Annotated in this window: 29 protein-coding genes; 8 read left to right on the plus strand and 21 right to left on the minus strand. The window is 57.4% G+C overall.

Going from position 1 to position 26,900, the window contains the following annotated elements:
- Window positions 1-43 precede the first annotated feature (43 nt).
- Together AC27IT_RS09755 and AC27IT_RS09760 are read left to right on the plus strand one after the other, a co-directional pair.
- Window positions 44-571: a cysteine hydrolase family protein gene (locus tag AC27IT_RS09755; RefSeq protein ID WP_025846230.1), complete on the plus strand. Its 528-nt coding sequence runs from the start codon at window positions 44-46 to the stop codon at window positions 569-571.
- A gap of 452 nt (window positions 572-1,023) precedes the next feature.
- Window positions 1,024-1,770 (plus strand): YwaF family protein, encoded by a 747-nt coding sequence (locus AC27IT_RS09760; RefSeq protein ID WP_238501256.1) that lies wholly within the window; start codon window positions 1,024-1,026, stop codon window positions 1,768-1,770.
- Between the two features lie 11 nt (window positions 1,771-1,781).
- Here the strand turns inward: AC27IT_RS09760 and AC27IT_RS09765 are convergent, their stop codons facing one another.
- The gene (locus AC27IT_RS09765) at window positions 1,782-2,657 is read right to left on the minus strand and encodes a LysR family transcriptional regulator (protein ID WP_005831073.1); all 876 of its coding nucleotides are present in this window, start codon (window positions 2,655-2,657) and stop codon (window positions 1,782-1,784) included.
- A 152-nt stretch (window positions 2,658-2,809) separates the two neighbouring features.
- On the opposite strand from AC27IT_RS09765, the gene AC27IT_RS09770 reads away from it, so the two are divergent.
- The gene (locus AC27IT_RS09770; RefSeq protein WP_005831071.1) at window positions 2,810-3,697 is read left to right on the plus strand and encodes a DMT family transporter; all 888 of its coding nucleotides are present in this window, start codon (window positions 2,810-2,812) and stop codon (window positions 3,695-3,697) included.
- 106 nt (window positions 3,698-3,803) lie between these two features.
- Here AC27IT_RS09770 and AC27IT_RS09775 read toward each other — a convergent pair whose 3' ends face one another.
- Window positions 3,804-5,402 carry an amidohydrolase gene (locus tag AC27IT_RS09775; protein ID WP_007779109.1) on the minus strand — a complete coding sequence of 533 codons (1,599 nt, stop codon included), beginning with the start codon at window positions 5,400-5,402 and terminating at the stop codon, window positions 3,804-3,806.
- A gap of 234 nt (window positions 5,403-5,636) precedes the next feature.
- On the opposite strand from AC27IT_RS09775, the gene AC27IT_RS09780 reads away from it, so the two are divergent.
- The gene (locus AC27IT_RS09780; RefSeq protein WP_283857907.1) at window positions 5,637-6,944 is read left to right on the plus strand and encodes an MFS transporter; all 1,308 of its coding nucleotides are present in this window, start codon (window positions 5,637-5,639) and stop codon (window positions 6,942-6,944) included.
- Window positions 6,945-7,113: 169 nt separating this feature from the next.
- On the plus strand, window positions 7,114-7,560 hold the full coding sequence (locus AC27IT_RS09785) for a NucA/NucB deoxyribonuclease domain-containing protein (RefSeq protein WP_007779117.1): 447 nt from the start codon (window positions 7,114-7,116) through the stop codon (window positions 7,558-7,560).
- An 84-nt stretch (window positions 7,561-7,644) separates the two neighbouring features.
- Here AC27IT_RS09785 and AC27IT_RS09790 read toward each other — a convergent pair whose 3' ends face one another.
- The 13 genes from AC27IT_RS09790 to AC27IT_RS09850 form a co-directional block, all read right to left on the minus strand.
- A complete protein-coding gene (locus tag AC27IT_RS09790) occupies window positions 7,645-9,381 on the minus strand; it encodes an ABC transporter ATP-binding protein (protein ID WP_487091760.1) in 1,737 nt (578 codons plus the stop codon).
- A complete protein-coding gene (locus tag AC27IT_RS09795) occupies window positions 9,350-11,188 on the minus strand; it encodes an ABC transporter ATP-binding protein (RefSeq protein ID WP_429781869.1) in 1,839 nt (612 codons plus the stop codon). Before AC27IT_RS09795 ends, AC27IT_RS09790 begins: the two co-directional genes overlap by 32 nt.
- A gap of 59 nt (window positions 11,189-11,247) precedes the next feature.
- Window positions 11,248-11,400 carry a hypothetical protein gene (locus AC27IT_RS09800; RefSeq protein ID WP_155808594.1) on the minus strand — a complete coding sequence of 51 codons (153 nt, stop codon included), beginning with the start codon at window positions 11,398-11,400 and terminating at the stop codon, window positions 11,248-11,250.
- Entirely contained in the window at window positions 11,369-11,803 is a 435-nt protein-coding gene (locus tag AC27IT_RS09805) for an energy-coupling factor ABC transporter ATP-binding protein (RefSeq protein ID WP_025846246.1), read from the minus strand. The genes AC27IT_RS09800 and AC27IT_RS09805 overlap by 32 nt, the downstream gene beginning before the upstream one ends.
- Window positions 11,804-11,806: 3 nt before the next feature.
- Complete coding sequence (locus AC27IT_RS09810) at window positions 11,807-11,959, minus strand: hypothetical protein (RefSeq protein WP_155808596.1); 153 nt, start codon at window positions 11,957-11,959, stop codon at window positions 11,807-11,809.
- 153 nt (window positions 11,960-12,112) lie between these two features.
- A complete protein-coding gene (locus AC27IT_RS09815; RefSeq protein WP_025846248.1) occupies window positions 12,113-12,403 on the minus strand; it encodes an ECF transporter S component in 291 nt (96 codons plus the stop codon).
- A 381-nt stretch (window positions 12,404-12,784) separates the two neighbouring features.
- Window positions 12,785-12,943 (minus strand): helix-turn-helix domain-containing protein, encoded by a 159-nt coding sequence (locus tag AC27IT_RS09820; protein ID WP_081774628.1) that lies wholly within the window; start codon window positions 12,941-12,943, stop codon window positions 12,785-12,787.
- 239 nt (window positions 12,944-13,182) lie between these two features.
- A complete protein-coding gene (locus AC27IT_RS09825; protein WP_005835932.1) occupies window positions 13,183-13,464 on the minus strand; it encodes a hypothetical protein in 282 nt (93 codons plus the stop codon).
- A gap of 230 nt (window positions 13,465-13,694) precedes the next feature.
- Complete coding sequence (locus tag AC27IT_RS09830) at window positions 13,695-14,450, minus strand: C39 family peptidase (RefSeq protein ID WP_007779137.1); 756 nt, start codon at window positions 14,448-14,450, stop codon at window positions 13,695-13,697.
- A 70-nt stretch (window positions 14,451-14,520) separates the two neighbouring features.
- On the minus strand, window positions 14,521-14,871 hold the full coding sequence (locus AC27IT_RS09835; protein ID WP_005835928.1) for a YolD-like family protein: 351 nt from the start codon (window positions 14,869-14,871) through the stop codon (window positions 14,521-14,523).
- Entirely contained in the window at window positions 14,868-15,248 is a 381-nt protein-coding gene (locus tag AC27IT_RS09840) for a YhjD family protein (RefSeq protein WP_005835926.1), read from the minus strand. The genes AC27IT_RS09835 and AC27IT_RS09840 overlap by 4 nt, the downstream gene beginning before the upstream one ends.
- Window positions 15,245-16,486, minus strand: coding sequence for a DNA polymerase IV (locus tag AC27IT_RS09845; protein ID WP_005835925.1), 1,242 nt, complete (start codon window positions 16,484-16,486; stop codon window positions 15,245-15,247). The genes AC27IT_RS09840 and AC27IT_RS09845 overlap by 4 nt, the downstream gene beginning before the upstream one ends.
- A gap of 177 nt (window positions 16,487-16,663) precedes the next feature.
- The gene (locus tag AC27IT_RS09850) at window positions 16,664-17,533 is read right to left on the minus strand and encodes an AraC family transcriptional regulator (protein ID WP_025846253.1); all 870 of its coding nucleotides are present in this window, start codon (window positions 17,531-17,533) and stop codon (window positions 16,664-16,666) included.
- On the opposite strand from AC27IT_RS09850, the gene AC27IT_RS09855 reads away from it, so the two are divergent.
- A complete protein-coding gene (locus AC27IT_RS09855) occupies window positions 17,483-17,851 on the plus strand; it encodes a VOC family protein (protein WP_327919936.1) in 369 nt (122 codons plus the stop codon). The two genes, AC27IT_RS09850 and AC27IT_RS09855, sit on opposite strands and share 51 nt — an antisense overlap.
- 22 nt (window positions 17,852-17,873) lie before the next feature.
- On the plus strand, window positions 17,874-18,359 hold the full coding sequence (locus AC27IT_RS09860; protein ID WP_007779148.1) for a GNAT family N-acetyltransferase: 486 nt from the start codon (window positions 17,874-17,876) through the stop codon (window positions 18,357-18,359).
- A gap of 26 nt (window positions 18,360-18,385) precedes the next feature.
- Here AC27IT_RS09860 and AC27IT_RS09865 read toward each other — a convergent pair whose 3' ends face one another.
- The 4 genes from AC27IT_RS09865 to sdaAB form a co-directional block, all read right to left on the minus strand.
- Complete coding sequence (locus tag AC27IT_RS09865) at window positions 18,386-19,921, minus strand: hypothetical protein (protein ID WP_487091761.1); 1,536 nt, start codon at window positions 19,919-19,921, stop codon at window positions 18,386-18,388.
- A 185-nt stretch (window positions 19,922-20,106) separates the two neighbouring features.
- The gene (gene recG, locus AC27IT_RS09870; protein ID WP_487091762.1) at window positions 20,107-22,161 is read right to left on the minus strand and encodes an ATP-dependent DNA helicase RecG; all 2,055 of its coding nucleotides are present in this window, start codon (window positions 22,159-22,161) and stop codon (window positions 20,107-20,109) included.
- Complete coding sequence (sdaAA, locus tag AC27IT_RS09875; RefSeq protein ID WP_005835912.1) at window positions 22,162-23,046, minus strand: L-serine ammonia-lyase, iron-sulfur-dependent, subunit alpha; 885 nt, start codon at window positions 23,044-23,046, stop codon at window positions 22,162-22,164.
- A gap of 56 nt (window positions 23,047-23,102) precedes the next feature.
- Window positions 23,103-23,765 (minus strand): L-serine ammonia-lyase, iron-sulfur-dependent subunit beta, encoded by a 663-nt coding sequence (sdaAB, locus tag AC27IT_RS09880; protein ID WP_283857916.1) that lies wholly within the window; start codon window positions 23,763-23,765, stop codon window positions 23,103-23,105.
- A gap of 180 nt (window positions 23,766-23,945) precedes the next feature.
- Between sdaAB and AC27IT_RS09885 the strand changes: the two genes are divergently transcribed.
- Complete coding sequence (locus AC27IT_RS09885; RefSeq protein WP_025844614.1) at window positions 23,946-24,152, plus strand: DUF6199 family natural product biosynthesis protein; 207 nt, start codon at window positions 23,946-23,948, stop codon at window positions 24,150-24,152.
- A 161-nt stretch (window positions 24,153-24,313) separates the two neighbouring features.
- Here AC27IT_RS09885 and AC27IT_RS09890 read toward each other — a convergent pair whose 3' ends face one another.
- Both AC27IT_RS09890 and AC27IT_RS09895 read right to left on the minus strand, forming a co-directional pair.
- Window positions 24,314-25,168 carry a DegV family protein gene (locus tag AC27IT_RS09890; protein WP_005831016.1) on the minus strand — a complete coding sequence of 285 codons (855 nt, stop codon included), beginning with the start codon at window positions 25,166-25,168 and terminating at the stop codon, window positions 24,314-24,316.
- Window positions 25,169-25,189: 21 nt separating this feature from the next.
- Window positions 25,190-26,896, minus strand: coding sequence for a DAK2 domain-containing protein (locus tag AC27IT_RS09895; protein ID WP_487091763.1), 1,707 nt, complete (start codon window positions 26,894-26,896; stop codon window positions 25,190-25,192).
- Window positions 26,897-26,900 lie beyond the last annotated feature (4 nt).

Genomic DNA, 26,900 nt, shown 5'->3' on the forward strand with positions numbered 1-26,900 from the left:
ATAATGAGAGAGATTCATGATACGTGGGGAGGATGACTGTCGGATGAAGAAAACTGCCTTGCTCGTCGTCGATGTACAAAACTTGCTCGTAGAACACTGCTACCAGGGACAACAAATCGTCGAGCGGATCAAACGCCTGATCGCGGAGGCGAGAGAACGCGAACTTCCCGTTATCTACGTGCAGCATCATGAAGCGGAGGAACTGGTTTTCGGATCGCCAGGCTGGGAAATTCCCGCTTCCATCAAGCCGGAAGAAACCGATCCGGTGGTTCACAAAACAGCGCCAGACTCTTTCTACGAAACAGGCCTGCACGACAAGCTCCAATCGATGTCCATTGAAAAGCTGATCGTCGTTGGCTTTCAAACCGACTACTGTGTGGATACGACGTGCAGAAGCGCCATTTCTTTGAACTACGATGTGACACTCGTCAGCGATTGCCACTCCACCGTAGACTCCCCCGCCCTCAAGGCAGCCGACATCATCGCCCATCACAATACGACTTTGCACGGCTTTGGCAGCCCGCAGCATACCATTAGGGGCAAAGATTCCGCATCGGTTTGGGAAGCGTAGCTTTTTTGGCCACGAAAAAAACCATTGGGGCGATGACTCCAATGGTTTTTTCGAAAAATCATAACCCTCTCGCTTGGAGAGGGTCATGATGCGTCAGACTTCTATCTATAGTGTGTGGCAACATGCTGACTTGCGTCGTGCTGCTACTTTTGCTCGCTTTGTTCTTCCTTGTAGCAATCCATGCAAAGGGCACCATTGTTCTCGATCTCGTAATCTGTCAAGCGAGCCTGGCAAGATTTGCACTGTTTTTCCGTGAGCACCAAGTTCAAGACTATATCTCCTCTCAATGATGTACGTTAGTCTAGTTACATTATAACCGATGATTGATATCCGCCAAGCAAGCTTGTGTTAAAATTTCGTGAATTCTCTCAATTATACATAGAAGCTTGCGAAAGCCTTTCCGCCAGGCCCCTACAGCTTGCGCCGAACAAACATCCCCCAGGGAGGATCAGATGAACTCGCCTTCTTTTTCGTTGACCATTTCCGGGGAGCCTTTTCAGCTTTTCTCGCTCCCGCACCTGCTGGCTCTCGCGGTTACCCTTGGCCTGCTGCTGCTTTTGTACCTGTTTCGCCGCCAGTTGCAAGCACCTGCGGCCAAGCGCGCCTTTCGGTTTGCTTTGGCTGGCGTGCTGCTCTTGTCCGAGGTGGCTTTTCAACTCTGGCATGTGCTGACGGATAGCTGGTCGGCTGCCTATACGCTGCCTTTGCAACTGTGCAGCGTCACGCTCCTGCTGTCTGTCATCATGCTGCTTGCCAGAAGCTATCGCGTGTACGAGATCGCTTTTTTTGCCGGGATCGGCGGCGCAGCCCAGGCACTGCTTACGCCCGAGTTGTTTTATCCGTTCCCGCACTTTCGCTTTGTGCATTTTTTTGTCGCCCATGCCGGGATTATTCTCGCCTGCCTGTACATGACGTGGGTGGAAGGCTGTCGCCCGACTTTTCGCTCCGTGCTGAAAACGATGGGGTTTCTCAACGCGCTTCTGGTTGTGGCGCTCGTCGCGAACGCCTGGACAGGCGGCAACTATCTCTTCGTCTCGCGCAAGCCGGACAATCCGAGCCTCATCGACTTTTTGGGGCCGTATCCGTGGTACATCCTCTCGCTGGAAGGGGTTGCTGTCGCGCTCTTTTCGCTTTTGTACGTGCCGTTTTGGCGGAAAACGCCCGCCTCCGTCCCTGCCGAGCGGGATTTGTCGTCGTGACCCGCGTCTTTCTACCCTTGCTCGCGCACCCACTCGGTCACGACTTGCAAAAAGCGTTTGGCTGCGGGCGACTGCTTGCTAAACGACGTCGCCGCCACGCCGAGCGAACGGTAATGCTCGCCCGCGAGCGGAATCATGCGGATGTTGGGCGGCAGGCAAAACAGGATCATTTCCGGGAGGATGCTGATGCCCAGCCCGTTTTGCACCATGGCGATAATCGCGTGGTCGTCCCCTACCTCGTACTTGACGCGCGGCTGTAGCTGATACTGCGCAAGCAAGCGCTGAATGTCGTTGTCGCAGCCTTCTTTCGGCATGATGAACGTTTCTTCGGCCAGGCGGCTCACATGCACCCGCTCTTCCTGATAGAGCGGGTGTTCGTCTGTGACGAGCAAGTATAGCTGGTCTTTTTTCAACGGAATCGACTCCAGGTCTTCTGTCGTCGGCAGCGAGACGAAGCCCATGTCCACTTCGCCCGTCTGAATCCAGCTCTCGATTCCGTCGTAGTAGCCTTCGAACAGCTTGACCTCGATGGCGGGATACAAGTCCTGAAACCGTTTGAGGATGCCTGGCAGCCATTGCGTGGATACGCTGGTGAACGTCCCGATCCGCACCGTCCCCACCTCCATGCCATTGATCGCGTACACTTCCTGCTGCATCCGCTCCTGCGCCCGCAACATTTCCCGCATGTACGGCAGCAGCCGCTCGCCGTTGCTCGTCAGGCTGATGCCGGAGCGCCCGCGCGTCAGGATCGAGAAGCCGAACTCCCGCTCCAGGCTGGCGAGGGCGTGGCTGATGGCGGACTGCGTCAAGCCGAGCATTTCTCCTGCTTTTGTCAGACTCCCCGATTCGATGACGGTGACAAACACTTCGTACTTGCCGAGACTCACGTCGCTTTGCCTCCTTTCTTTTTCATTAAATCCTTTCATGAAAAGCATGATAAACATTCATTTTTCTTATTCAAACAATACTCTTATACTGAGTATGACGCAACGCGATTTCTTCATGGTTAGCCTGTTTCATGCGGGCAAGGAGGCTGGAAATGAAACCGCAAGTAAAAGCCGATCTGGCAATGCTTCTGGTTACCCTTTTTTGGGGATCTTCTTATTTGTTCATGCAAATGGGGCTGAAGGATTTGGAAACCTTCAACCTGATCGCCATCCGCTTCGGCATTGCCTTCGTTCTCGCGGCTGCCATTTTTCACAGGCGGCTGCGCGGCACCAGTCGCAAGACGCTCGGCCACGCCTTTATTCTCGGCACGATTTTGTTCGGCGTGTTTGCCACGGTCACAAACGGCGTCAAATCGACGACCGCTTCGCAAGCCGGATTTTTGGTCAGCCTGACGGTGATCTTCGTCCCGCTGCTGTCCATCCTGCTGCGCAATCGGCCGGAAAAGCGCGTATTTGTCGGCGCCGGACTGGCGATGGTCGGGATCGGCCTGTTGACGCTCAGTTCCGAGTTGCACATCAGCCAGGGGGATTTGCTGTGCATTGCCGGAGCGCTCTGCTACGCGACGCACATCACCGTGACGGGCAGATGGGCTTCGTTTTCGGACACGATTCAACTCGGCATTTACCAGCTCGGTTTTACTGCCTTGCTCGGCCTGCTGTTTTCCTGTTTGTTCGAATCGCCTGCCCTGCCGCATTCCGCAGAAGGCTGGGTCGCCGTGCTCGCTCTCAGCGTCCTGTGCAGCGCGATCGGCTTCGTCGTCCAGACTGTCGCGCAAAAATATACGACGCCGACGCATACCGGGCTGATTTTTTCGCTGGAGCCTGTCTTCGCCGCCCTGTTTGCGTTTTTGTTCGCGGGCGAAATCCTTACCGTGCGCGGGTATATCGGCGCAGCGCTCGTCTTAGTCAGCGTGCTGATTGCCGAAATCGACGTAGTCAAATGGCTGCGGAGCAAGCGGCAGACGAGGCTGTCGGCCTGACGCGTCGTCTGGCGCAACATTGGGCGCATGGGAAAACAGTCCAAAAAACCGGCTCCGTATGCGAAAGCCGGTTTTCTTGTCGTTTGGATGGCGCGACCTGTTTTTCCTATTTGTTGTAGACGACCTTGCCGCCGATGACGGTCATCACGACCTTTGTGTCGAGCAGCTCATCCGGGTCGATGGCAAACAAATCGCGGGAGTAAACCGTCATGTCCGCGTATTTGCCGCGCGACAGCGTTCCTTTTACGTGGTCTTCGTTGGTGACTTGCGCTCCGCCCAGCGTAAACAGATGGAGCGCTTCCTCCATCGTCAGCTTTTCCTGCGGGAGATAGCCGTCGTGCATCTCGCCCGGAGCCTTGCGCGTCACGGCGGCATGGATGCCGAGCAGCGGGTTGATCGGCTCGACTGGCGTGTCCGAGCCTGCCGCACATATAATCCCTTGTTTCATCATCGTTTTCCAGATGTACGAATGCTGGATGCGTTCCTCTCCCACCCGGTCGATGACCCACGGGAAGTCTCCGGCGAGAAAACGCGGCTGGATGTCGGCGATCCGGTTAGGATGGTTCAGCCGCGCCAGCAAGTCCGGGCGCAAAATCTGCGTGTGAATCAGCCGGTCGCGATAGGCTACAGCCGGGAACTGGTCGAGGCTGTCGAGTACCATTTCCAGCGCCTTGTCGCCAATCGTATGTACGGCAATCGGCATCCCCAGCTCGCGGGCTTGCCGCACCAGCTCGGTCAGCTCCTCCTGCTCGTGCACGGGATAGCCGCTCGTCGTCGGATCGTCCGCATACGGCGCGGACAAGTAAGCGGTTCTGCGGCCCAATGCCCCGTCCGCAAAAATTTTCACCGCGCCAATCTGCACGTGGCTATTGCCGGAGCCTGCCGTCATGTTCAAATCACGCAGTTCGTGCATGTGCGGGTAGTAGACCAGCAAATGGCTGCGCAGTCCAAGCCCCTCCCCGTTGACCAGCTCGTCGTACAGCCGGTACGTTTGCGCCAGCCCGTTCAGCTCGCGCAAGTCTTCGGTATGCGCCCCTGTCAGGCCGTGCTCCATCGCGTAGCGAATCGAGCTGCGCAAGCTGTTTTTCAGCGTCTCGTAGCCAGGCTTGGGGATGTGCTTCGTAATCAGGTTGGACGCCGTCTCCAAGAGCATGCCTGTCGGTTTTCCTGTGGCCGAATCGCGCACGATCACGCCCCCGGCCGGAACCTCGATGTCCGGGTGGTAGCCGCACAGCTCCAATGCCCGGGAATTGACCAGGTTCGCATGTCCACAAATGCGCGGCAAGAAAATCGGGCAATGCGGCGCTACTGCGTCCAGCTCCTCGATCGTCGGGATGCCGCCGCCGTCGACAAACAGGTTCTCATCCCAGCCAAAGCCTTGTACCCATTCGTTCGCGGCAGTTTGCTCCGCCTTTTGTCTGATGAGGGACAACATCTCGTCCTTGGAGCGCGCTGTCCGCAAATCTAGCTGCAAAAAGGTCAGTCCGAGCCAGCCGAGATGCAGGTGACTGTCAATCAGACCCGGCGTTGCCGTGCAGCCATGCAAGTCAATCACCTGCGCATCGCTTCGCCCGTATTGCAGCAGCATGTCCGCGTCGCTGCCCAGATCGTGGACCAGCCCGTCCCGCACGACAACAGCCTCCACAAACAAATGTCTCGAATCTCCCGTGTAGATGCGGCCGTTTTTGAAAATGGTCGTCGCCATGTTGGTTCCCCCTTGTGAATTGCGATCCTTCGCTATCCCTCTCCTTATTTGTTTGCCAATCACCTTTTTCCTTCCTATTCTGAAAAAAACTTCGGCTTTCTGCTTCCTGGGCCGCCAATAGCTGAAAGCGTTTTCTAAATCAAGAAAAACCTGGTACTTGCTTTGCATCCTGTTGAAAGCTTGCCAGGTGGGGCACGTTATGTTCATGGCCCACTAACGAAGCGGGGTGATCGTATGCAGCAAAAAACGAAGAACCGCCTTTCTGCTCTTTTCCAGCCGCAGAACAACAGCTTTGCGAAATCGGCGGGCGCCGCTTCTCCCGAGCAGCACAAGCCGGGGGAGCTGGACAGCCAGGCCCGGCTCCTGCTGCTGGTGAACGGACTGTTCATCGCCGCAGGCTCGCTCTCCGGCACGTTCGTGAACGTCTATTTATGGAAGGTAAAAAGCCAGTTTGCCCCTATCGCCTGGTTCACATTTGCTACCCATCTGGCTGGCGCCCTGACCTTTTGGATCGCGGGCGCCTATGTCAAACGGTTCAACAAAATGAACATCTTGCGGGCAGGGATGGCAGGCTCGGCGCTTTTTTACGTGCTCGTGCTGCTGGCAGGTCCTTTGGCCGTCTCGTACGCTGTCCCGCTCGGGCTGGTGCAAGGGATGGCGGTCGGCTTTTTTTGGCTTGCCTTCAATGTCGTCTACTTCGAGATTACCGGACCGGACAACCGCGACCGTTTCAACGGCTGGGCAGGCTTGCTCGCTTCTGTCGGCGGCATGCTTGCTCCGTGGCTGTCGGGCTGGCTCATTTCCCGGCTGCCTGGCAGCAGTGGCTACCGCCTGATCTTCGCTCTCTCGCTCGCTTTGTTTGTCGTCGGCGGCATCATCAGCTTTTTTCTGAAAAAGCGCCAATCGGAAGGAATGTACGCCTGGGGCTTCTCCTTTCGCTGTCTGCGCGAGCAGCCGGAGTGGCGCTGGGCTGCCGCCGCGCTGGCCGCGCAAGGGATGCGCGAGGGCGTGTTCGGCTTCATCATCGGGCTGTTCGTGTACATTGCCACCAAAAGCGAGATGACGCTCGGCAACTTCTGGCTGATTACATCGGCGGTCGGGCTGTGCAGCTACTATGCTGCGGCCAAATGGTACGCTCCGCGCTACCGCAAATGGGGCATGCTCATCGGAGCGATCGTGATGTCCGGCATCTTGCTCCTATTTTTCTGGCAGGTGAGCTATGTGACGCTGCTCGCTTTCGGAATCGCCGTCTCGATCGCCTACCCGCTGTTTTCGATGCCGATGATCTCGACTGTCTTTGACTTGATCGGCACCAATGAACAAAGTGCGCGCAACCGGGTCGAATACGTCGTCCTGCGCGAGTTCGCGCTCGATGTCGGCAGGCTGCTGGGAATCTCGCTGTTTTTGTTGGTTACCTCGTTCAGCGTCTCTGCGCTCACGCTGAACTGGCTCGTATTCGCCATCGGCACAGGACCGCTGATCGCCTGGCTGTGCATGACCAGACTGTTTTCTGCGGCAAACGCAAAGCAGAGCCGCGCGTAGCCCCGGCTCCTGGCAAAAAGCACGGGGCTGTTGATTCGCAAAGTTTTTACTTAGCACGCTGACCAGCCATTGGTATAATGAACCAAAGGGCAGTCGATCTCCACGGTTATCGCCCGTGAGATCAACTGCCCTTTTTGGCGCGTACATAAATGGATGAAGGAGAGAAACCGTGAAAGTCAAACGCATTTTATTCATCCTCGCGTTTTTGCTCGGCCTCGGCTACTTCGGCCTGTTTGCCGAGCAGCAGGGCGTCCCGACCGACAGCGCTGCGACGCAGGCGGATGTCATTTTGCATTTTCCCCGCGAACGGTATCCCGAGACGGCGCAGCACATTCGCTCCGCCATCGAAAAAGGCCAGCCTGCCGTCTGTACCATCGACCGCAAAGCGGCGGACAAGCATCGCGAGGAATCGCTTTCCGGCATTCCGACGAAGCGCGGCTACGATCGGGACGAGTGGCCGATGGCGATGTGCAAGGAAGGCGGCAAGGGCGCCGATATCGCTTACGTCTCCCCTTCCGACAACCGCGGAGCAGGCTCGTGGATTGCCAACCAGCTTGAGGATTACCCGGACGGCACCCGCGTGCAGATTGTCATTGACGATCAGCCCGCGCATTAGAAAACGCGGCTGCGCCTCGCTTTTTGGCGCCCGAGAAAAACCCGCCTGGACGACGTGTGCCAGGCGGGTTTTGTCTTTTCCCGTTCAGGAAGAAATGCGCCAGCCGCTCGACTCCTGCTGCAGCCGCCACAACCTGGCATACAGACCTTGCCGCTCAACCAGCTCGTCGTGCGTCCCCGCTTCGACGACGCGGCCTTTGTCCAGCACGTAGATGTTGTCGGCGTGACGAATCGTTTTCAGCCGATGCGCAATCGCAATCACGGTTCGGCCCTCAATCAGCGTATCAATCGCTTTTTGAATCTGCGCTTCGTTTTCCGGATCGAGCGAGGCAGTCGCCTCATCCAGCAGGACGATTGGCGCATTTTTCAGAATCGCCCGCGCGATGGAAATTCGCTGCTTTTCCCCGCCGGACAGCGTGCTGCCGCCCTCGCCTACCATCGTCTCGTAGCCGTTCGGAAGCTGCATGATGAAGTCGTGGCAGCACGCTTGCCTGGCCGCCGCTTCGATCTCCTCCTGCGTCGCGTCCCTTTTTCCGAAGCGAATGTTGTTGGCAATCGTGTCCTGGAACAAATAGACGTCCTGAAACACCATGGATATGCGGGACAGGAGCGCCTCCGGGTCCATGCTCGCCAGCGGCTTTTGCCCCAGCAGCACCTGGCCCTCAGTCGGATCGTAAAAGCGGGCGATCAGGCGCAGCACCGTGCTTTTTCCGCTGCCGGACGGCCCGACCAAAGCTGTAAACGAGCCGTTTGGCATGCGCATGCTGACGTTGTTCAGCGCCATGTTTTCGTTGTACCCGAACGAGACACGTTCGAGCGTCACGTCGTTTTCCTCCGGCGGCTGCAGCTCGCCTGGCATGATCGGCTCCGCCAGCAGTTGCACAATCCGCTCCCCGGCCTGCTCGTGGTAACGAAATTCGGCATAGTTGACAAGCGCGGTAGTCAACGGGTCGAAAATGCGCGTGCCGACCAGAAGGAATAGGACGAATGTAATCAGGTCGAGGCTGCCTCCCACCAGCAAGTACACTCCTGTCATGACCATGAGCGTGAGTCCGGCCCGGATGAAGGCGATAGCACAGAGCACAATCGGGCCGAGCAAGCCTTCGATGCGAATGCTTTGCCGCATGAACTCGCGAAACGACCGCTCCAGCCGCACGAAGCGCTCACCCGTCAAGTTGTACGCCTTGATGACGCGGATGCCGTTCAAATATTCCTGCAAGCGGTTGGCTGCGTCGATTTTGGCCCGCATATGCTGGGCGCCCAGCTTTCGCTGCAGCCCGGACGTCGCGAGCACGAGCAGGATCGCGACTGGAAAGGCAGCAAACAAGGCCAGCGCCATGCGCCAGTCGATAAAGGACAGCCCGGTAATGGCGATGACAGGCATGAGCAGCGCCCCGATCATTTGCGGCACGAGGTGGGAAATCCCGTGCTCGACCATCGTGAAATCGCCCATCATCATGTTCGCCAAATCGCCCGGGTCGCGTTTGTTCAAATAGCCGAGCGACAGCTTGCGCAAATGCTCGGCGAGCCTGGCCCGCCCTTCTGCCGCCACGCTGTAGGCACCGCGAAACTGCGTGCGGTAAGCGGGCATCTCCGCCGCAAACAAAAGCAATAGCGAGACGACGAGCCAAACGCATACCCACCATTGCCTCGTCGTGTCAAGCGGCGCGTCCGGATGGACAAACGGCTCGAAAACCAGGCGCGTCGCCTCGACCAGCAAGGCAAACGGCACAATGCTTGCGAGGTTGGCCAGCGTCGTATAGATAACCGGCTTTAGCAGCGCCCGCGGTTTACCGGCTGTAATATTGCTGAGCATGCTCATCGGTATCCACCCTCCCTCTCTGTTTCCCGATCTGCCAGTTCTGGGCATCTGTGTACGCCGCCCACATCCGCGCGTACAAGCCGTTTGCCTGAAGCAGCGCTTCGTGCCGTCCTTGCTCGACGACCTTGCCTTTTTGCATGACCAAAATCTGGTCGGCCTCGCGGATCGTCGACAGACGGTGCGCAATGACGATGACGGTTTTGCCTTTTACCAGCTCGGCCAGCGCCAACTGCATTTCGTACTCGTTTTCCGGGTCGGCAAAAGCGGTCGCTTCATCGAGCACGAGAATCGGAGCGTTTTTCAAAATCGCCCGGGCTACCGCCACGCGCTGCTCCTCTCCTCCCGACAAATAGACGCCGTCTTCCCCGATCAGCGTGTCGTAGCCTTGCGGGAGCTTTTGAATAAACGCGTGGCACTGCGCGGCCTTGGCTGCGGCATAGACCGCCTCGGGCGCCGCGTCCGGCATCCCGACCGCGATGTTGTTGTACACCGTGTCGTAAAACAAAAACGTCTCCTGGAACACAAACGCGACGGTATTCATCAAATCAGAGCTGGACATTTCCCGAATGTCTACGCCGCCGATGCGGATTGCCCCTTCCTGCACATCCCAAAAGCGCGGAATGAGGTTCGCCACCGTAGACTTGCCTGCCCCGGACGGACCGACGAGCGCCGTCACCTGCCCGTGGCGAGCGAGAAAGGACACGCGGGAAAGAGCTTCTTTGCCTGCCTCGCCCTCCGTGGAGTAAGCAAACGAGACGTCGTCAAACTGCACATCAAAATGCTCGGGCTGCCTGGAAGCAAGCGGCTCGGCGACAGGCGGCTCGGCGAAAATCCGATCCATCCGCTCCACCCCTTCGCCAATGTCGCGCAAGGTCGAGGTCAAAAACATGATCTTGAACATCGGCGCGGAAATGCCAGGCGCCATGACGAGGAAAAAGAGCAGGACAGACGCAAAAGCGACGTTTTGCGGGTCGCGGCTCAACAAAAACACGCCCACAGGCAAAATGAAGGCGGCGAACGAGCCCAAAATCACCTTGAACGTCAAATAGCCGGTTTGAAAATCGTTCGTATGCTTGACACAGTAGTCTCGATACGCAATCATGTCCGCGTAAAAGCGCCGAAAAGAGTGAACGGTTTGCCCGAACACTTTAATCGCCGGCATGCCACGCACGTACTGGACGGCCGAGCCGTTCATCCGCTCCAGCGAGTCGTAGTACTTCCTGACATTTTCTTTTGTTCTCGTACTGGCAAACGACAGGACCTGCACCAGCAGCGCGAGGACGATTGGCACTACGCAGGCGAGCGCCAGCCACACATTCAGGTACAACATGACGCCGATCATCACAACCGTCGTCACGATCACCTGCACCAGATCGGGCAATTGGTGCGCGACAAACGTCTCTACTTTTTCCACGTTTTGCTCCAGCGTCTTTTTCACGGCCCCCGTCGACGTTCCGTTCAGCCAGCCCAGCGGCAGTCGGCCAATATGCGAAGCCAGCTTGACGCGCAAGCCGTACAAAATGCGAAAAGCAGCGATATGCGAAACCATCCCGCCTGCGTACATCAGAATGAGACTGCCGACCAGTCCGGCCAGCGCGATCACTCCCCAGCGGACCATGTACGCCCCGTCGGCATTCGCCGGAGCCGAGGCATGGAGCAATAGCTCCTGCAAAATAAAATAGACGGATGCGTAAGGAATCAGCATGCAGATCGCGCTCAAGGACGACAAAATCCCCGAGACAACCAGCAGGCTGCGTTTTTCGTCTGCGATTTCCAACAGACGAAGCACTCCTTTTTTCTCGCTCATCCTACTCCACTCCTTTCCAGCGAAGTTATGCGGCCTGCTTTTTTGGCAAGCAAGCAGGCCTATGCAAACATTTTGAGAAACGAGATGTCCCCGAGCAAACCGGATGCGGCAAGCCCGACAACCAGCAGCCCGGACAACAGCCAGTGCAGCAGGATAAACTGCCAGTCTGCCCGGTGAAATTCACTTTTCTGCTTTTTGCCGCTGGTCGGCAAGCCCGACTTCGCGCAAGGCCCGCGTGATGCGCTGCTCCATCTCTGCCCGCTCCAGGCACAGGTTTTCCAGACCGAACGCCACCTCGTCCTCCACCGTAAACGCAACCAGTTGGGCTTCCGGGTCCTGAAACACCATCCCGACGTGCATCGCCAGCTCGCCTACTGTCGCCTCCCGCGTGTTTCGCCCGGCGACCCGGACCTCGCCGTCATAGCTGCCTTGGAGCGCGTGGGGAATCAAGCCGTTCAGCGCGAGAACCAGCGTGCTTTTGCCCGCGCCCGATGCTCCCATGACGAGCAGCAGCTCGCCTGTTTGCACGCGAAAAGTCACGTTGCGGATGACAAGCTGCTCCGCGTCGTCGTAGCCAAAGCAGACATTCCGCGCTTCCAGTACGCCACTTACCATCGGCTACCGTCCTGTCCGGTTCGCCAGGTTCACGCGATAGTCCGCGAGCAAGCCTGCCTGCAAAATCGCGTGGCACAACGCCCGGGAGAGCCATGCCGCCAGTGCGCAGCTCGCTGCCGTCACGGCAAACAAGCCGAACTGCGCCCCTGCGGACAAATCGCGTAGCCTGTCAGCGGGTATTCACTCAAGACCGCGAGCGCGCCTGTTACGGCTGCGGCCGCCAGCATAAACCGCGCACTGACGTCCGGTAGCGGGCGAACGCGTACGGCAGCTCGCAAAACAGCCCGTTGACCGCCTGCCCCACCAGCATCATCCAGCGTACGATGTGAACGGGATCATCACCAGCCCCGCCACCGTTTCTGCCAGCAAGCCCGCTACCGGTTTGCGAATCAGATAGAGAGCGATCAGGCCGGGCAGCATGTAAAAGCCGATCAGGATGCGGGAATAAATCGGGCCAAGCAGGGAAGTAGCCAGCATGTAAACGTAATTCACGCCAATGATGACGATGGCAAAGACGACACCGAGCAGTCCTGCCATCAGCAGGTCCTTTGTCCTCCAATATCGCTGGACGCGTCCCGCCTTCTCCAAGCCTGTTTTCATTGGGTTCCCCTCTCTAGCGCTTGCTGCTTTCTGTTTTCCCTCTTCATCATAAGGGGAAGGCCCTGGCCTTTACCGCCATTTCACGGAGAGACGCTGCCCCTGGACGGAGAAATTGTCCATTTCTCACGGTCATGCGCTGACGGTGAGTTGCGCGCAACGCAAGCAGTCGGCCCTGTTTTTCGGGGCAAAACGCCGCGCCCCATTCACTAGAACACTGGGCTGCGAGCTTTTCGTCCCCAAATGGCAAAGGACACAAGTCTCGCTTTCTCCCTTTGTTCGCAGCCTCGCGATGTCGCCCTTATACTGCTCAGAATCTTCTCCCTTCTTGTCTGTACAAAAAAGACGCCCTGCAACATGCAACAGAGCGCCTTTCTCGCTGGTTTATCGTTTCTCGACCCGTTTGCCGTACAGGCTCGGGTTGATGCCGTACGTTTTGCGAAAAATCGAGGCAAAATGGCTGAAATTGCTGTAGCCGACGAGCAACGCCGCCTCGCTGACGCTGATCCGCTCTCTTTCCAGGAGCAGCTTGGCCTTTTCCAGCCGACTCCGTAAACTGTGACAATTCGGCTTGAATACGCATCTGTCTCATCCTCTTTTTAGTCCGGCATGTATGGTAAGCGAACAACCGTCGCTGGCTTGCACATTTTCTTCCATTATATTGATTTTGATTCTCATTATCAATGAAATTCGCTTCTTTGCCACTAATCGGCATGCACAAAAAAACCTTTGCCGCCCAGAAATTCACCGGGCAGAAAAGGTTTCGTCCGTTCGCTTTACAATTACGCAGTCGTTGTTTTTTCTTTTGGCTTGGTCACGATGTGGTGACCGAGCGGCAAACCGCGCTGTTCCAGCTCATCCGCTGTCACAATGTGGAGCGTTTCGCTCTTACAGGGCATGGGCATCAATCCGCCCAAAGGGCTCATTACCCGTCCGATCGTGTCCGTCTCGATAAGCACGTACAAGCCTTTTTCCTCCAACTGCTGAATAAAATCCCCCCAACGTTTGGAAGTAATTTGATCGGCATGCTTGGTGAACATGACACCCATTTCTTGTGCTAGCATGTAAAATCTCCTTTGTCCTATCCATCAGATATCTGCTTCAAAAAAGATATCCTAACAATACAGGGAAACAGTCCGTTCTGGCAAAAAGCGTTTCGGCCAAAAAAAGACGAAAAACGGTTGTTTTTGACCGCTTTTCGTTTCAGGAATCCCGCATCTTCTTCACACACACCGTTTCAGCGCGGCACGCTGTTTTTTGCGGCTTGCCTTTTTGCCAAGAGCCCTTTTTTGCTTCATTGATAGCTGATCGCCTGTTTGCCCAGCGCTGTCCAGCTCGACTCCAAAGCCTTGTGCGCGACCTTCTGCTGCTTTGCTCCCGTAAGCGGATCGTTGACGTACGCGTAAGTCTCGTCATAGCCCACCAGCAAGACAGCGTGCTCGTCAAAAGGAGCTACCACTTTTTTCCCGTCCTTGTACCAGCTCTCCCACTCGGTAGGCAGTTGAAAATCTCCGGTCGCCCAGATCACGACCGGACGCCCCGCTGCCACCTGGTCCAAAAGCGCCTGGTAGGATGCCCCGGTCAAATTGACCGTCCGCTCGCCCATGTAGCGGCGCAGCAGCTTTTCCAGCGGCTTGTTGTAAACGGCGAAGCCTTTGCGCACCCCTGTCATGTCGCCGACAAACCCGATGTTCGGATCTCCCCATTCCTTGATGTCCCCTTGTTCCTTCACCAACGGCTCAGGATCTTTGGGCACTTGCTCGGCCAGCACCCGTTTGTCGACGTTTTGTCCGGCATGCCGCAGCAGCATCGCCAGGCTCGTTACTTCACAGCCGTTGTGCAGCTCCGGCTTCTGGCTAATAATCGGGACATCCAGCATCATTTTGGCTGGTCGCGGTGCTTGCTGCGGCGACAGGTCGAACAGCTTCTCCTGCTGCACACGCGCGGGCGCGACAGGGTCACGTGCCGGGTCCGCCTGTTCCTGCGGAAGTGTGCAGCCCGCCAGCATGGCAAACGCGGCTGCCCATGTAATGTTCCTTGCCCAACTCAACGTTCACGCCACTCCTTTGTCTTTTACCCACAGGGTGCCCGGCCAGACAGTCGCGCATGAATGGTTAGTTTTAGAAAGGCGCTGCCAGCTCCGCATGCAGCAAGCGGGCAAACGAAAGCCAGTGCATCTCGGAGCCGGCCCGCAGCTTCAATCGCCGCGCTGCCTGATCGATGTGCACGACCTGTGCCGACAAGCGGCGCGGCGCCTGCCCGTCATAGTACGTCAACGTCAAAACGCTCTTTGTCTGGAACGCCTGCCACACCAGCTCGCTTAGCGCTCCCAGTTGCTCCTGGTCCAGCTCGGGCGGCACGTAGCGGCGCTCCTCTTCCTTCATGCGCACGTACATTTCCCGATGCTCCGGCAACACAAACCGGCTCGAGACGAACAAATTTTCCTTTTTGGATACGCGTGTCTCTCTCATGCTCGCTTCTCTCCTTGGTGATGATCTCGTACCCATGCGCCGACAAGCTCCTGGCACTCGGCGCGCAACACCTCAATGATATAGCTCGCTTCCCGCAAGTACCCGCGCTGCCGGTAATGAACCACGTACGCATAATCCTCGCGGCGGGCGCTGACAATCGTGCATCCGAGTTGCCGCAAATGACGGCGCAATTGCTGATGCTTACGCTCTGCCCAGCGGGAGAGCTCCTGGAACACGTCCTGATAAGACAGCTTCAGCGGTACAACTCCCATCTGCCCCGCATCCGCCATCACCGCGTGAAACAGGATGCCAAACAAAATATATTGACGCACCAGCTCTTGCTCCCTCGCTTCTCCTGACGGCATCGGCTCTGTCACTTGTAATGCCCTCCGATCTTGCGGGCACGCTCCTTGGCCTGCCCCGCCTCCAAGGCTGAGGCCGCTCGCAAAATCGCATCCTGGCCAAAGCGCGCCCGAATGTCGTCCATCGCCTGGGCAAGCGAGCGGCGCTTGTGCGTGTCTGTAAACAAATTCAGTTGCACGATATTATCAGGCACGAGCTGCCCTAGCGTGACGCCAATGCTGCGCACAGGCCCCCCTGTCCAGTGCCGCTCAAACAGGCGACAAGCCGCTTCGTACAGCGCCATGGCGTCATTCGTCGCTTCCGCAAGCTTCATCTGGCGGCCAAAACCTTCGCCAGCCGCCAGATTCGCGCCGCGACAGCCGATGGAGAGCACCGAGCCCATCCGTTCTTTTTGCCGCGCCCGTCGGCACACTTCCTCGCACAATTCCAACAGCACGACCTTGATTTCTTTTGCCGTATGGTAATCGCGCGGCAACGTCATATGGTGGCCGATCCCTTTTTGTGTCCCGTATTCGTTCAACGAAACCGGCGAGTCGTCCAGGCCGTGCGCTGTGCGCCACAGCACCTCGCCATTCACGCCCCAGTGGCGGATGAGCACGGCGGGGCTGAGCGCAGCGAGCTGGCCGATCTGATAGACGCCCATCCGGTGAAAATGGCGCTTCATGCGCGAGCCTACCCCGAACAGTTTTTCGATGGGCAGCCGCCACAGCGTGTCGGCCAGCTCTGCCCGCTTGAGCCAAAATATCCCGCTTTCCTGCTTTTTGGCGAAGTTGTCACAGGCCATTTTCGCGAGGACCTTATTCTCTCCAATTCCGACCCGGCAGTTGACTCCCGTCTCCAGCCAGACGCGCTGCCGAATCTGGGCAGCCAGCTCCAGCGGATCGCCAAACAAGTGGACGCTGCCTGTCACATCGAGAAACTGCTCGTCGACCGAGTACGGCTCCACCTGATCGGTAAACGACTGGAAGATGCGCGTGATCTGCATCGACACCTGAAGGTAGTGCTCCATGCGCGGGCGCACTACCACGAGCTGTCGACATTTTTGTTGCGCTTGCCACAGCGCTTCTGCCGTTATCACTCCGTATGATTTCGCAATCGGACACGCGGCCAGCACCACTCCACTGCGCCGCTGCGGATCGCCGGCGACCACGATCGGCTGATTGCGCAGCGCCGGATTCGCCGCTTTTTCAATGCTGGCATAAAAGCTTTGCATATCGATCAAAAAAACAATCCGTTTGCCCGCATTAGGCATCACCATCATCCCCTGAACAAGAACTTGTGTTCCTATATGAACTTTGTTCTTATTATAGCAAACGTATGTTCGTTTTTATACCTGTCCCTCCGAAAAAAAACATGGTAATTATTTCTGCAAAGACAAGCACACGCTGGCAGGTGTTTGGCCGAGCGTGTGCGAATCCCATATGATATGTTATTTTTTGACAACCGGAATCCAGATTTCACTGCGAAACGTCGGCGATGTCGTGTCTTTGTCAGCATTCCACAGCATCTCCGGCCCTTCGGCCAGCTCGTAGCCGGAAGACAAAAACCACTCGGAGTAGATGCGCCCCCAGACGTCCTGCAGCGTATCCGGAAAAGGCCCTACGGCTTCGAAGACGGCCCACGTAGAGGCCGGGACTTCCAGCTTCGCCAGGCTCTCCGGGCAGTCCAGCGTAGTCGCCACTCCGATGTAATGGTCCAGCTCGCCGTTGTCCAGGCGGCCGTCGGAAAAGTTCGTGGATGCGCTCAACATCCCGAGCGGCTCTACATTGGAAAGCGACTTGAGCAGGCGGATCTTCTCGGCGTCGAGTGACGCCCACATGGCGGCAATCTCGGGATTCACCCCGTTGTAGATCAGCGGAACCCTTTTCTTCAAGCCGACGATGCGAAATGCCTCTTTTTCTTCCATGCGGTAATTCATGGCACTGCCTCCTTTGATGGATAGATGAAAGGTCATTCGCGGATAGGCTTTCAAGGACTGCCCGCTGGCTCTCGCTTCGCTGGGCGTCACCCCGTGCATCTGGGCAAAGGCGCGAGCGAACGAGTCAGGCGAGTTGTACCCGTACTTGACGGCGATGTCGATCACCTTCAGCTTGCTGTCTTTCAGGTCGAAAGCCGCGAGTGTAATGCGCCTGCGCCGGATGTACTCCGAGAGCGGAATGCCCGCCAAGGACGAGAACATTCTTTTGAAGTGGTATTCCGAGCAGCACGCCACCCGGGCGACTTCCTTGAAGTCGATCTCGCCAGCGAGATGTTCCTCGATGTAGTCCAAAGCTTCATTCAGCTTTTGCAGCAAATCCATGAAAACGACCTCCCTCACCACCACAGAATAGCAGACGCCAAACGAAGCCATCCGACATTTCGTGCCCGATTATGCAGGCTCGCTTCGGCTGGCATTCCTAACAAGCATACCATACCGCACCGAAAGGGATTGTTGCCCATGACCGCTTCTCCCTTGCACTCCGAAATCGGAGGCATTTTCGTCGCTGTCCGCGACATCGACGCCGCTTATCGCTTCCTGGAGGAGCTTGGCGTGGAGCTGACCAGCCCCATCCAGCACGGGCACTGGTTCACCTTCAAAGATCCCGACGGAAATGCGTTGATGGCAGCCAAATGTTAGCAAAAAAGAAGAGGTGACCCGCATGACCGTCCGCCTGCGACTGACTGTACCGACAGACCTCCCGTTCGTCTGCGACGTGGAGCAAGCGCCAGAAAATGCCCCGTTCATCCTTCCGTGGCCGGAAGAGCGCCACCGCGAGGCTTTGGATGATCCCGACATCTTGCACATGATCGCCGAGAAAACAGAAACAGGCCACCCCGTCGGCTACGTCATCATCGCCGGGCTGGCCAGTCCGCACCATTCGATTGAGCTCTTGCGCATTACGATGGCAGTAAAAAGGCACGGCTACGGCCGTCGTGTCCTGCGCCAGATTAAAGAGTGGGCTTTTCGCGAACAAAAAGCCCATCGGCTGTGGCTGGACGTCAAGGAAACAAACGGCGTAGCCCGCGCGCTCTACCTGTCCGAAGGCTTCCGCGAAGAAGGAATCTTGCGCGACTGCCTGAAAACAGGGGACACTTACGAATCGCTGGTTGTTTTATCCATGCTGGCCGACGAGTACGAAGCCTAGCGTCAGGTCTGGCCAGCCGTCACAAGCTAGAAAGCCAACGTCCGATCCGTCATCACGTACAGCCATTTGCCGTCCGCGCTCGCTCCCAGGAGGGAAAGCCCCGCAGGAAGGCCCGACACGAGCACAGACTGCTGCTTCGTATCGGCGTCAAACAAGTACAGCGACTGCTTCAAGTCGGTTTCCTGCGCGGCTTTTTCCCATTCGGTAAACAAATAGCGGTGCGTGCCAGGCAGCCACAGGCCCTGGCCGCGCATGTCCATCAACTGCACGTTGCCCTTGAACAGCCCTGCATTCCAGTACATTTGGTACTCCCCGTCTGTCGACTGGACATACCCGGACCAGAAATCAGCCGGAACCGGGGGATGCCAGTCGATGACCTTGCCGCTCTTCCAGTCGTAGCGCTGGCGAATCTCCACAAAGCCCGCTTCCTCGCTTCTCATGGCAAACGTGGCGTAGCGGCCGTCGTCATGGAAGGAGACAGGCAGCACTTCCCCGTTGAACTCGCTCGTCGGAATCCAGCCTTTGATCGCCCCGGCAATCCGCTTCTCTGTTCCTTTTCCCAAGTCGTACACGACCAGATCCAGGTCTTTTTTCTGGTCCACTCGCCCCACCGCCATCAGCAACTGCTTCTGATCGTGGCTAAAGCTGGCTCCGTGCACATACCCTTGTACCTGGACACGGGTGACGCTGTCGCTGTTCGGAACGGTTGTTCCTTGCTCCGGCTGGGCGTAAAAGAACCCGCGCCGATCGGCAAAAAATACGCCCTCTCCGCGGTAGTTGTCTGTCAGCTCGACCGGATACGGAGTCCGCTGCTTTGTTTTCGTATCGTAAATCGAGTAGAGCATCGGATAGCGGGCGTCGCACTCGCAATACTTCGTAAAGCGGCTCTGCAGCACGTACCGTTGCTCGCGGTCGAGCAGCTCCATATTGGTCATGACGGAAAAGTCAGTCAGCTTTTCGCGCACTTTGCCGTCTACGGAAACGCGCCAAATTTGCGCAGGCGGCAGCACGACGGCGTGAAAGGCGTTGGAATCGCCGACGACCGCGCCTTTTGCCGACTTGGCTCCGGCCGCGCTAAGCACGTATTCCGTCCAGTCCCGCTCCTTTGTCTCCTGTTCCGGAAGCGTCACCAGAACTTGCAGTTGGCGGTTGCTCGCCCAATGAAAAGCGAACGCTGGCTCGATGAAGCCGAGGCCCTCTCTCGCCGCTTCTTCCTTCGCATGCTTGCGAATCGCCGCCTCTACGCTTCCCCGGTCCATCTCCTCGCGGAAAAACAGCGTGTACGCTTGCGGAGCAGCGCCGACGACTGTACGCAGTGGCGACTGCAGGCGCGGCTCCTCGTTCAGCTGAATGACCACGTCTTCTTTCATGGCCGCATAGTCAAAAGGCCGCTCCGGCTGCTTCCAGTCACTCGCTGCCTTCGTCGACGCGCTCGCTGGTGCAATCTGACCGGACGCAGCGCGCACGGCCTGCCCTGCGCCTGTTTGTTTTTCTCCCGAAGCGGCTGCGGCGGTGCTGCAGCCTGACATGACAAGCAAAGAGAAGCCCAACGCGATGCTCATTCCTCGAAGATTTCGCAAAAACACAAAACTCGCCTCTCTCCCCAGTAATTTTTTCCATCCTCATAGAAGAAAGACGTTTTTCGCTGTCGTTTCGTCACGTTTTTTCGAGGGCCGTTTTGCACAAAAAAGCGAAAAGACCTCCTTCGCACACACAGGTGCGGCAAGAGGTCCCTCTCTATGCTGCCTTAATCGAACACGATGCCATCAAGTACGCCTTCGCGCTGCAAATAGTCGCGCAACCACTGGTACGCCGGGTCTCGCCAAAACGAGTCGTCGGCCACCAGCCGCGCCGTCTCCTGTCTGGCAACCTCCAGCGCCTTGTAGTCGGACAACAGGTCAGCGACTTTGAACTCGGGCAAGCCGCTCTGCTTCGTGCCGAAAAAGTCACCCGGTCCGCGCAATTCCAAATCGCGCTGCGACAGCTCGAAGCCGTCCGTCGTCTCGCACATGACGCGCATCCGCTCTTTGCCGATCTCGGACTTCGGATCGGCAATCAGGACGCAGTACGACTGCTCCGAGCCGCGCCCGACCCGCCCGCGCAACTGGTGCAACTGGGCAAGCCCGAACCGCTCCGCGTCGTAAATGACCATGTAGGTAGCGTTCGGCACGTTGACGCCGACCTCGACCACCGTCGTCGAGACGAGAGCGGCGTGCTCCCCGGCGAGAAAAGCTTGCATCACCGCATCTTTTTCCTTCGCAGGCAGGCGGCCGTGCATGAGCCCGACGCCGAACTCCGGGAAGACGTGGGAAAGCTGCGCGTGAACATCAATCGCGTTTTGCACGTCGAGCTTTTCCGATTCTTCGATGAGCGGGCAAATGACGTACGCCTGCCGCCCTTTGCGCAGCTCGTTGCGCATTTGCTCGAGGACAGCCGGGAACTGGTCGTGCTTTTTCCACGTCGTCTCAATCGGCTTGCGGCCTGCCGGCATCTGGTCGATCGTCGAGACGTCCATATCGCCAAACGCCGTAATCGCCAACGTGCGGGGAATCGGCGTGGCGGTCATGAACAGGACGTCGGGAGTGAGTCCCTTGTTGCGCAAAATGCGCCGCTGCTCGACGCCGAAGCGGTGCTGCTCGTCTGTAATCACCAGTCCCAGCCGCGAAAAGAACACGTCCTCCTGAATGAGCGCGTGCGTCCCCACGACGACGTCGATCAGCCCCATTTGCAGCGAGCCGATGACCTCCCGTCTGCGCTTGGCCGTCAAGGAACCGGACAGCAAGGCGACCTCGATGCCGTAGTCCGCCAACAGCTTCGTCAGCGACTGCACATGCTGCTCGGCGAGAATCTCGGTCGGCACCATCAATGCTCCCTGATAGCCAGCCTTCACGGCAGCCAAAAGCGCAATCGCAGCCACCACGGTTTTCCCTGAGCCGACGTCTCCCTGCAACAGCCGATTCATCGCATGCGGGGCGCGCATGTCGTCCAGTATTTCCTTGACGACCCGCTTTTGCGCATCGGTCAGCGGAAACGGCAGCCCTTTGACAAACTGCCGCACCTCGTCCATCGGAATGGCGAGGGCCACGCCTTCCGACTGCTGCCGATTGATGCGGCGCAGCGTCTGGATTTTCAACTGAAATAAAAACAGTTCCTCGAACATGATCCGGCGCCGCGCCTGCCGCCCGTCCTCGGCGTTTTCCGGAAAGTGAATCGAATGAAACGCCGCCACGCGCGGCATCAGCCGGTAGCGTTCCACGATATCCGGCGGCAAAATTTCCGGAATGTCCTTGCCGTATTGCCGCAGCGCCTGCTGGATCGACTTGCGCAGCAGCGTGTGCGTCATATCGCCGCCAAGCGGATAGACCGGAGCCAGCTCGCCGCGTTTGGTCGCCCGCTCCGAATCGACCTCGGTCATCTCGCTGACCGTAATCTGGAGCTTGTGCTTGTCCCATTTTCCGGTCACGAGAATTTCCTTGCCGGGCGATAGCCTGCTTTTCACAAACGTCTGGTTGAACCAGACCGCCGTCACCACTACGCGATCCATGACCATTTTGACGGAGAGGCGCGATTTTCGTTTTCCATAAAAACGAACAGAGGGTTCGCCGTACACCGTGCCCGCCAGCGTGACCCTCTCTCCGTCTTTTACTTCTGTCAAATCGCGCACGCGGTAGTCTTCATAGCGGGAAGGAAAGTACTCCAGCAAGTCGCCGATGCTGTGAATTCCGAGTCCCGCAAATGCCTTCGCCCGTTCCTCCCCTACCCCGTGCAAAAGGGAGACAGGCGACTGATACACCCCGGCCATTTACTTCTCCAGCCGTACGCCGAATACTTTCGCTTCGATCATACGGCCCGTCTGGGTAGCCGCCAGTCCGCCCTGCGCCGTTTCCTTGAGCGCAGTCGGCATGGAGCAGCCAATCCGATACATCGCGTCAATCACTTCGTCTGTCGGGATCACGCTCTTGATGCCCGCCAGCGCCATGTCGGCTGCGACTGTCGCAATCGCGGCTCCCATCGCATTTCGTTTGACACACGGCACTTCCACCAGTCCGGCTACGGGGTCACAGACCAGACCGAGCATATTTTTCAGCGCAATCGCGACTGCCTGCGCCGATTCCTCCGGGGTACCGCCCGCCATCTCGACAATCGCGGCCGCCGCCATCGCTGTCGCCGAGCCGACCTCTGCCTGGCAGCCGCCCGCAGCGCCGGAGATGAACGCGTTATTGGCGATGCAATAGCCAATCGCGCCTGCGGTGAACAAGTAGTTGACCATCTGCTCGCGCGTCGGCTTCAGCTTGTCCGAGACAGCAAACAGCGTTCCCGGCACAATCCCACAGGCACCTGCTGTCGGCGTCGCCACGATCGTTCCCATCGCCGCGTTTACTTCGTTGACCGCAACCGACATCGAAACGGCGTTGAGCAGCGTCGGGCCGGACAGGAAAGGCTTGTTCTTCATATAGTCTTGCAGCTTTTTCGCATCGCCGCCCGTCAGTCCGCTATGGGAGCGAATGTCTTCGGTAAGCCCGCGATGCACGGCTTTTTCCATCACGTCAAGATTGGCGTACATATCTTGCATAATCGCGTCTTTCGTCCGCTGGGACACTTCCATTTCCGCTTCAATCATCACCTGGGAGATTTTTTTGCCCTGGGATTCGGCCAATTCTACCAGTTCAGCTACGTTACGAAACATCTGGTTGATTCACTCCTCTGATCCTGCTTTTTGCGCGTTCTGGCTTGAAATACTCGCTAGAGCGAGAGCAGGGAAACGTCAAAAATATGGGGGATCTGACGAATTTCCTCCAGCACTTCCGTGGATACCGTCGAGTCCGTCTCAATCGCCATCAAGGCCCGCGAGCCGCGCTCGTGTCTGGACACTTCCATGAACCCGACATTGATCCGGTGCTGGGTCAGCACTTTGGCCACGGCGGCGATCATCCCGAAACGGTCTTCATGCAAAACGAGGAGCGTCGGCGTGTCGAAGCCCAGTTGAAACGAAAATCCGTTTAACTCCAGCACCTCGATCTTGCCGCCGCCAATCGACACGCCGACCAGTTCAATCTGGTGCTGATCGTCGGACAGCTTGATCCGCGCGGTGTTCGGATGCTCTGTCAAAACGTCCGAAGTGGTCAAGACCACTTCCATTCCTGCTTTTTCTGCAATCAAGAGCGAATTTTTCAGGCGCAAATCAGACGTATCGAAGTCGAGAATCCCTGCAACCGTCGCCACGTCGGAGCCATGCCCCTGATACGTTTTCGCGAATGAGCCGTAAAAAGTAATGTCTGCCCGCTTTGGCTGCCGCCCGAACAGCTTGCGAGCCACCCGGCCAATCCGGGCAGCGCCAGCCGTATGGGAGCTGGATGGTCCAACCATGATCGGGCCGATGATATCAAATACGCTTTTGTACTTCAACCGGTTCTCCTCCTGAATGACAAAGGGGTTCAACAAGATTCACTCTCATTGTATCCTACAGGCTGTCAAAGCGCCACATGGGAAAGTGTAGCGTATGTTTGGCCGCCTCTGTTGCGGTCGTCCCTCTTTTTGAAACCATTTCCGCCCCATACCGTACCTATTCCTATAGGGGGAATTGGTGTGGCTGTGATCGAAATTCTTTTTTATGTCCTGTTTCTATTGTTTGTCGGCTTTCTGGCCCTCTATCCGCGCGCGATCTGGGAGTATGTGAGCAAGCACGGCACCAGTCAGGACGAGCCGTCCGAATTTTACTTCGACATGCTGCGCATAGTGGCCGGGGCGCTTTTCGCCGTGCTGATTCTCGTCGGGTTTGTTTATAATGAATAAACAAGGCGCGGGCGCTTGCTCGTTTTGCATCACGGCGTGTAGCCAGGCGGCGAATCCCGCTCTCCGCTGTTTCGTCCGTACGCGTTGCTGCTTTTGTCGCGCAAAAAGCCTCCCGTCGTTCGGGAGGCTTTCTCGCATATGATTCGCATGGACTTTCGTGCCTACTGCTTGACCATCACGACACCCAACAGCCCTGGCCCTGTATGCGTGCCGATCACCGGACCGATCTGCTCCAGGTGCGATTCGGTCACTTGAAACTCGTTTTTCACCCGCTCCAACAGCTCAGCCGCCTGCTCGTGGGCGCTGCTGTGGAGGATGGCGACTTTTACAGGCTGGCCCTGCGCGTACTCCTGCAACGCTTCCAGGACGCGGTTGAGCGCTTTTTTCGTGCCTCTGACTTTGTCAAAAGCCGCGACGTATCCCGCCGGGTCCAGCGTCAGGATCGGCTTGATGTTGAGCAGCGAGCCGATGACAGCCGAGGCGCGGCCAATCCGCCCGCCTTTTTGCAAAAATTCCAGCGTGTCGACGATGAAGTAAACCTGCACCTCGTCCAGATAGCGGTCGATCGCATCGAGAATCTGCTCTTTGCCCTTCCCGGCCTTCGCGTCCTTCGCCGCTTCCACGCAAATCATTCCGTGGACAAAAGAAGCTTTGCGCGAGTCGATCACGGTAATGTCCATGTTCTCATCGAGCATGGATTTGGCGATCATCGCCGACTGATACGTGCCGGACAGAGAACCGGACAACAGGATGGCGATGATTTGCACGTCGCTTCCGTACTGCTCGTAGATCGCCTTGTACGCTTCGGCAAACTCCAGCGGAGACGGCTGGGAAGTCGTCGGCAAGGCATGCGACTGCTTCAGCTTGTCAAAAAACGCGGAGGAAGAGATCGTCACTCCGTCCAGATACGTCTCCGCCCCAAACATGACCTTCAGCGGAACAGCCACAATCCCGAGCGACTGCCTGACAGACGCATCAATATCGGACGCGCTGTCGGTAAGAATCACAACTGGCATTCTTGCGTGCTCCTCTCCTCATTACTCCACGGAAAAAATAAACGGATACAGCGGCTGTCCGCCGAACTGAATCTCCACTTCCGCATCCGGGTATGCGTCCGCTACAGCTTCCTGCAACGCGTCCGCCTGCTCCTCTGTCGCACCTTCGCCGAGGAACATCGTGATGATCTCGGTGTCCTCGTCCGCCATGCCGAGCAGCAGCGTCTTCGCGCACTCCAGCAATTCCGGTCCAGCCGTGACGATTTCTTTTTCGGCCATGCCGATGAAATCGCCTTCCTTGATCGCGACGTCGCCCATCTGCGTATCGCGAACGGCATGCGTCACCATTCCCGTCTTCACCTGGGTGATCGCTTTTGCCATCGCCGAAGCGTTCACGGCAGGCTCGGCATCCGCATGGAATGCGAGCAAAGCGGCCAGCCCCTGCGGGATGCTCTTCGTCGGCACGACCGAGATGGGAACTTCCGCCAGCTCGGCTGCCTGCTGCGCCGCCATGATAATATTGCTGTTGTTTGGCAGGATGATGATATGTTGCGCATGCAGCCCGGCGATGGCCTTCATGAAATCTTCCGTGCTCGGGTTCATCGTCTGGCCGCCCTCGATCACGACGTGCACGCCCATGCTGCGCAAAATTTTCGCGATGCCTTCGCCAGCGGCAACTGCGATCAGTCCGTACGGAAGCTGCTCGTCCGCCGGCAGGGCCACTGCCGCTGCCTGCGCTTCCCTTTTGCCCTCTTCCGCTTTGAGAATGTTCGCATGCTGCTCGCGCATGTTTTCGATTTTAATCCGGTGCAGGCTGCCGAACTGCTGGGCGTATTGCAAGACGCTGCCCGGATGCTCTGCATGTATATGTACTTTGACGATCTCATCGTCAGAAACGACCAAAAGCGAGTCGCCCATCGTATCGAGATGGCCGCGGAACAGCACCTCGGAAAACGGCTTTTTGTGCGGCTCCGTGCTGTGCGCCACATGCACCATAAATTCCGTACAGTAGCCGTGCTTGATGTCCTCGGTCTTCATGTGGACTTGCGCATTGTGCTGCTCGGAAATCAGCTTGTCCAGCTCTTCCGGGCTCACGGACGGCTTGGCGTGTTCTTCGCTTTCGATCTGTTCCTCGCCGCGCAAGGCGCGCAGGAAGCCTTCGTAAATAAACAGAAGCCCCTGTCCGCCTGAATCGACGACGCCTACTTCTTTCAGTACAGGCAGCATTTCTGGCGTGCGCAAGAGTGTAGCTTGCGCCTGCTCGTACGTTTTTTCCATTACAGAGACAATGTCATCCGACGTGCGCGCTGCACGCACAGCCATCTCCGCCGCTTCGCGGGCTACAGTCAAAATCGTGCCTTCCACCGGCTTCATCACTGCCTGATAGGCAGCGTCCACACCGGACTTCAAGGCGTCGGCGAACTGACGGGCATTCACCTCGTCTTTTCCATTGACTGCTTTGCTAAAGCCGCGGAACAACTGGGATAAAATCACACCGGAGTTTCCCCGCGCTCCCATCAAAAGCCCTTTGGCCAGAGCAGCAGCACTGTCCGCGACTCGGGGAGATTCCTTGCGCCTTAGCTCGTCCACACCGGAAGAGAAAGTCAAATTCATGTTTGTCCCCGTATCGCCATCCGGCACAGGAAAGACGTTCAAGCCATCTACTACTCTGACGTTGGCGGATAATAGGTTCGCCCCCAGGTAAACCATCCGGCTAAACAGCACGCCATCTAGATGCGTATGTACCAACTGT

It is taken from the genome of Brevibacillus sp. YAE8 (genome assembly GCF_057543335.1).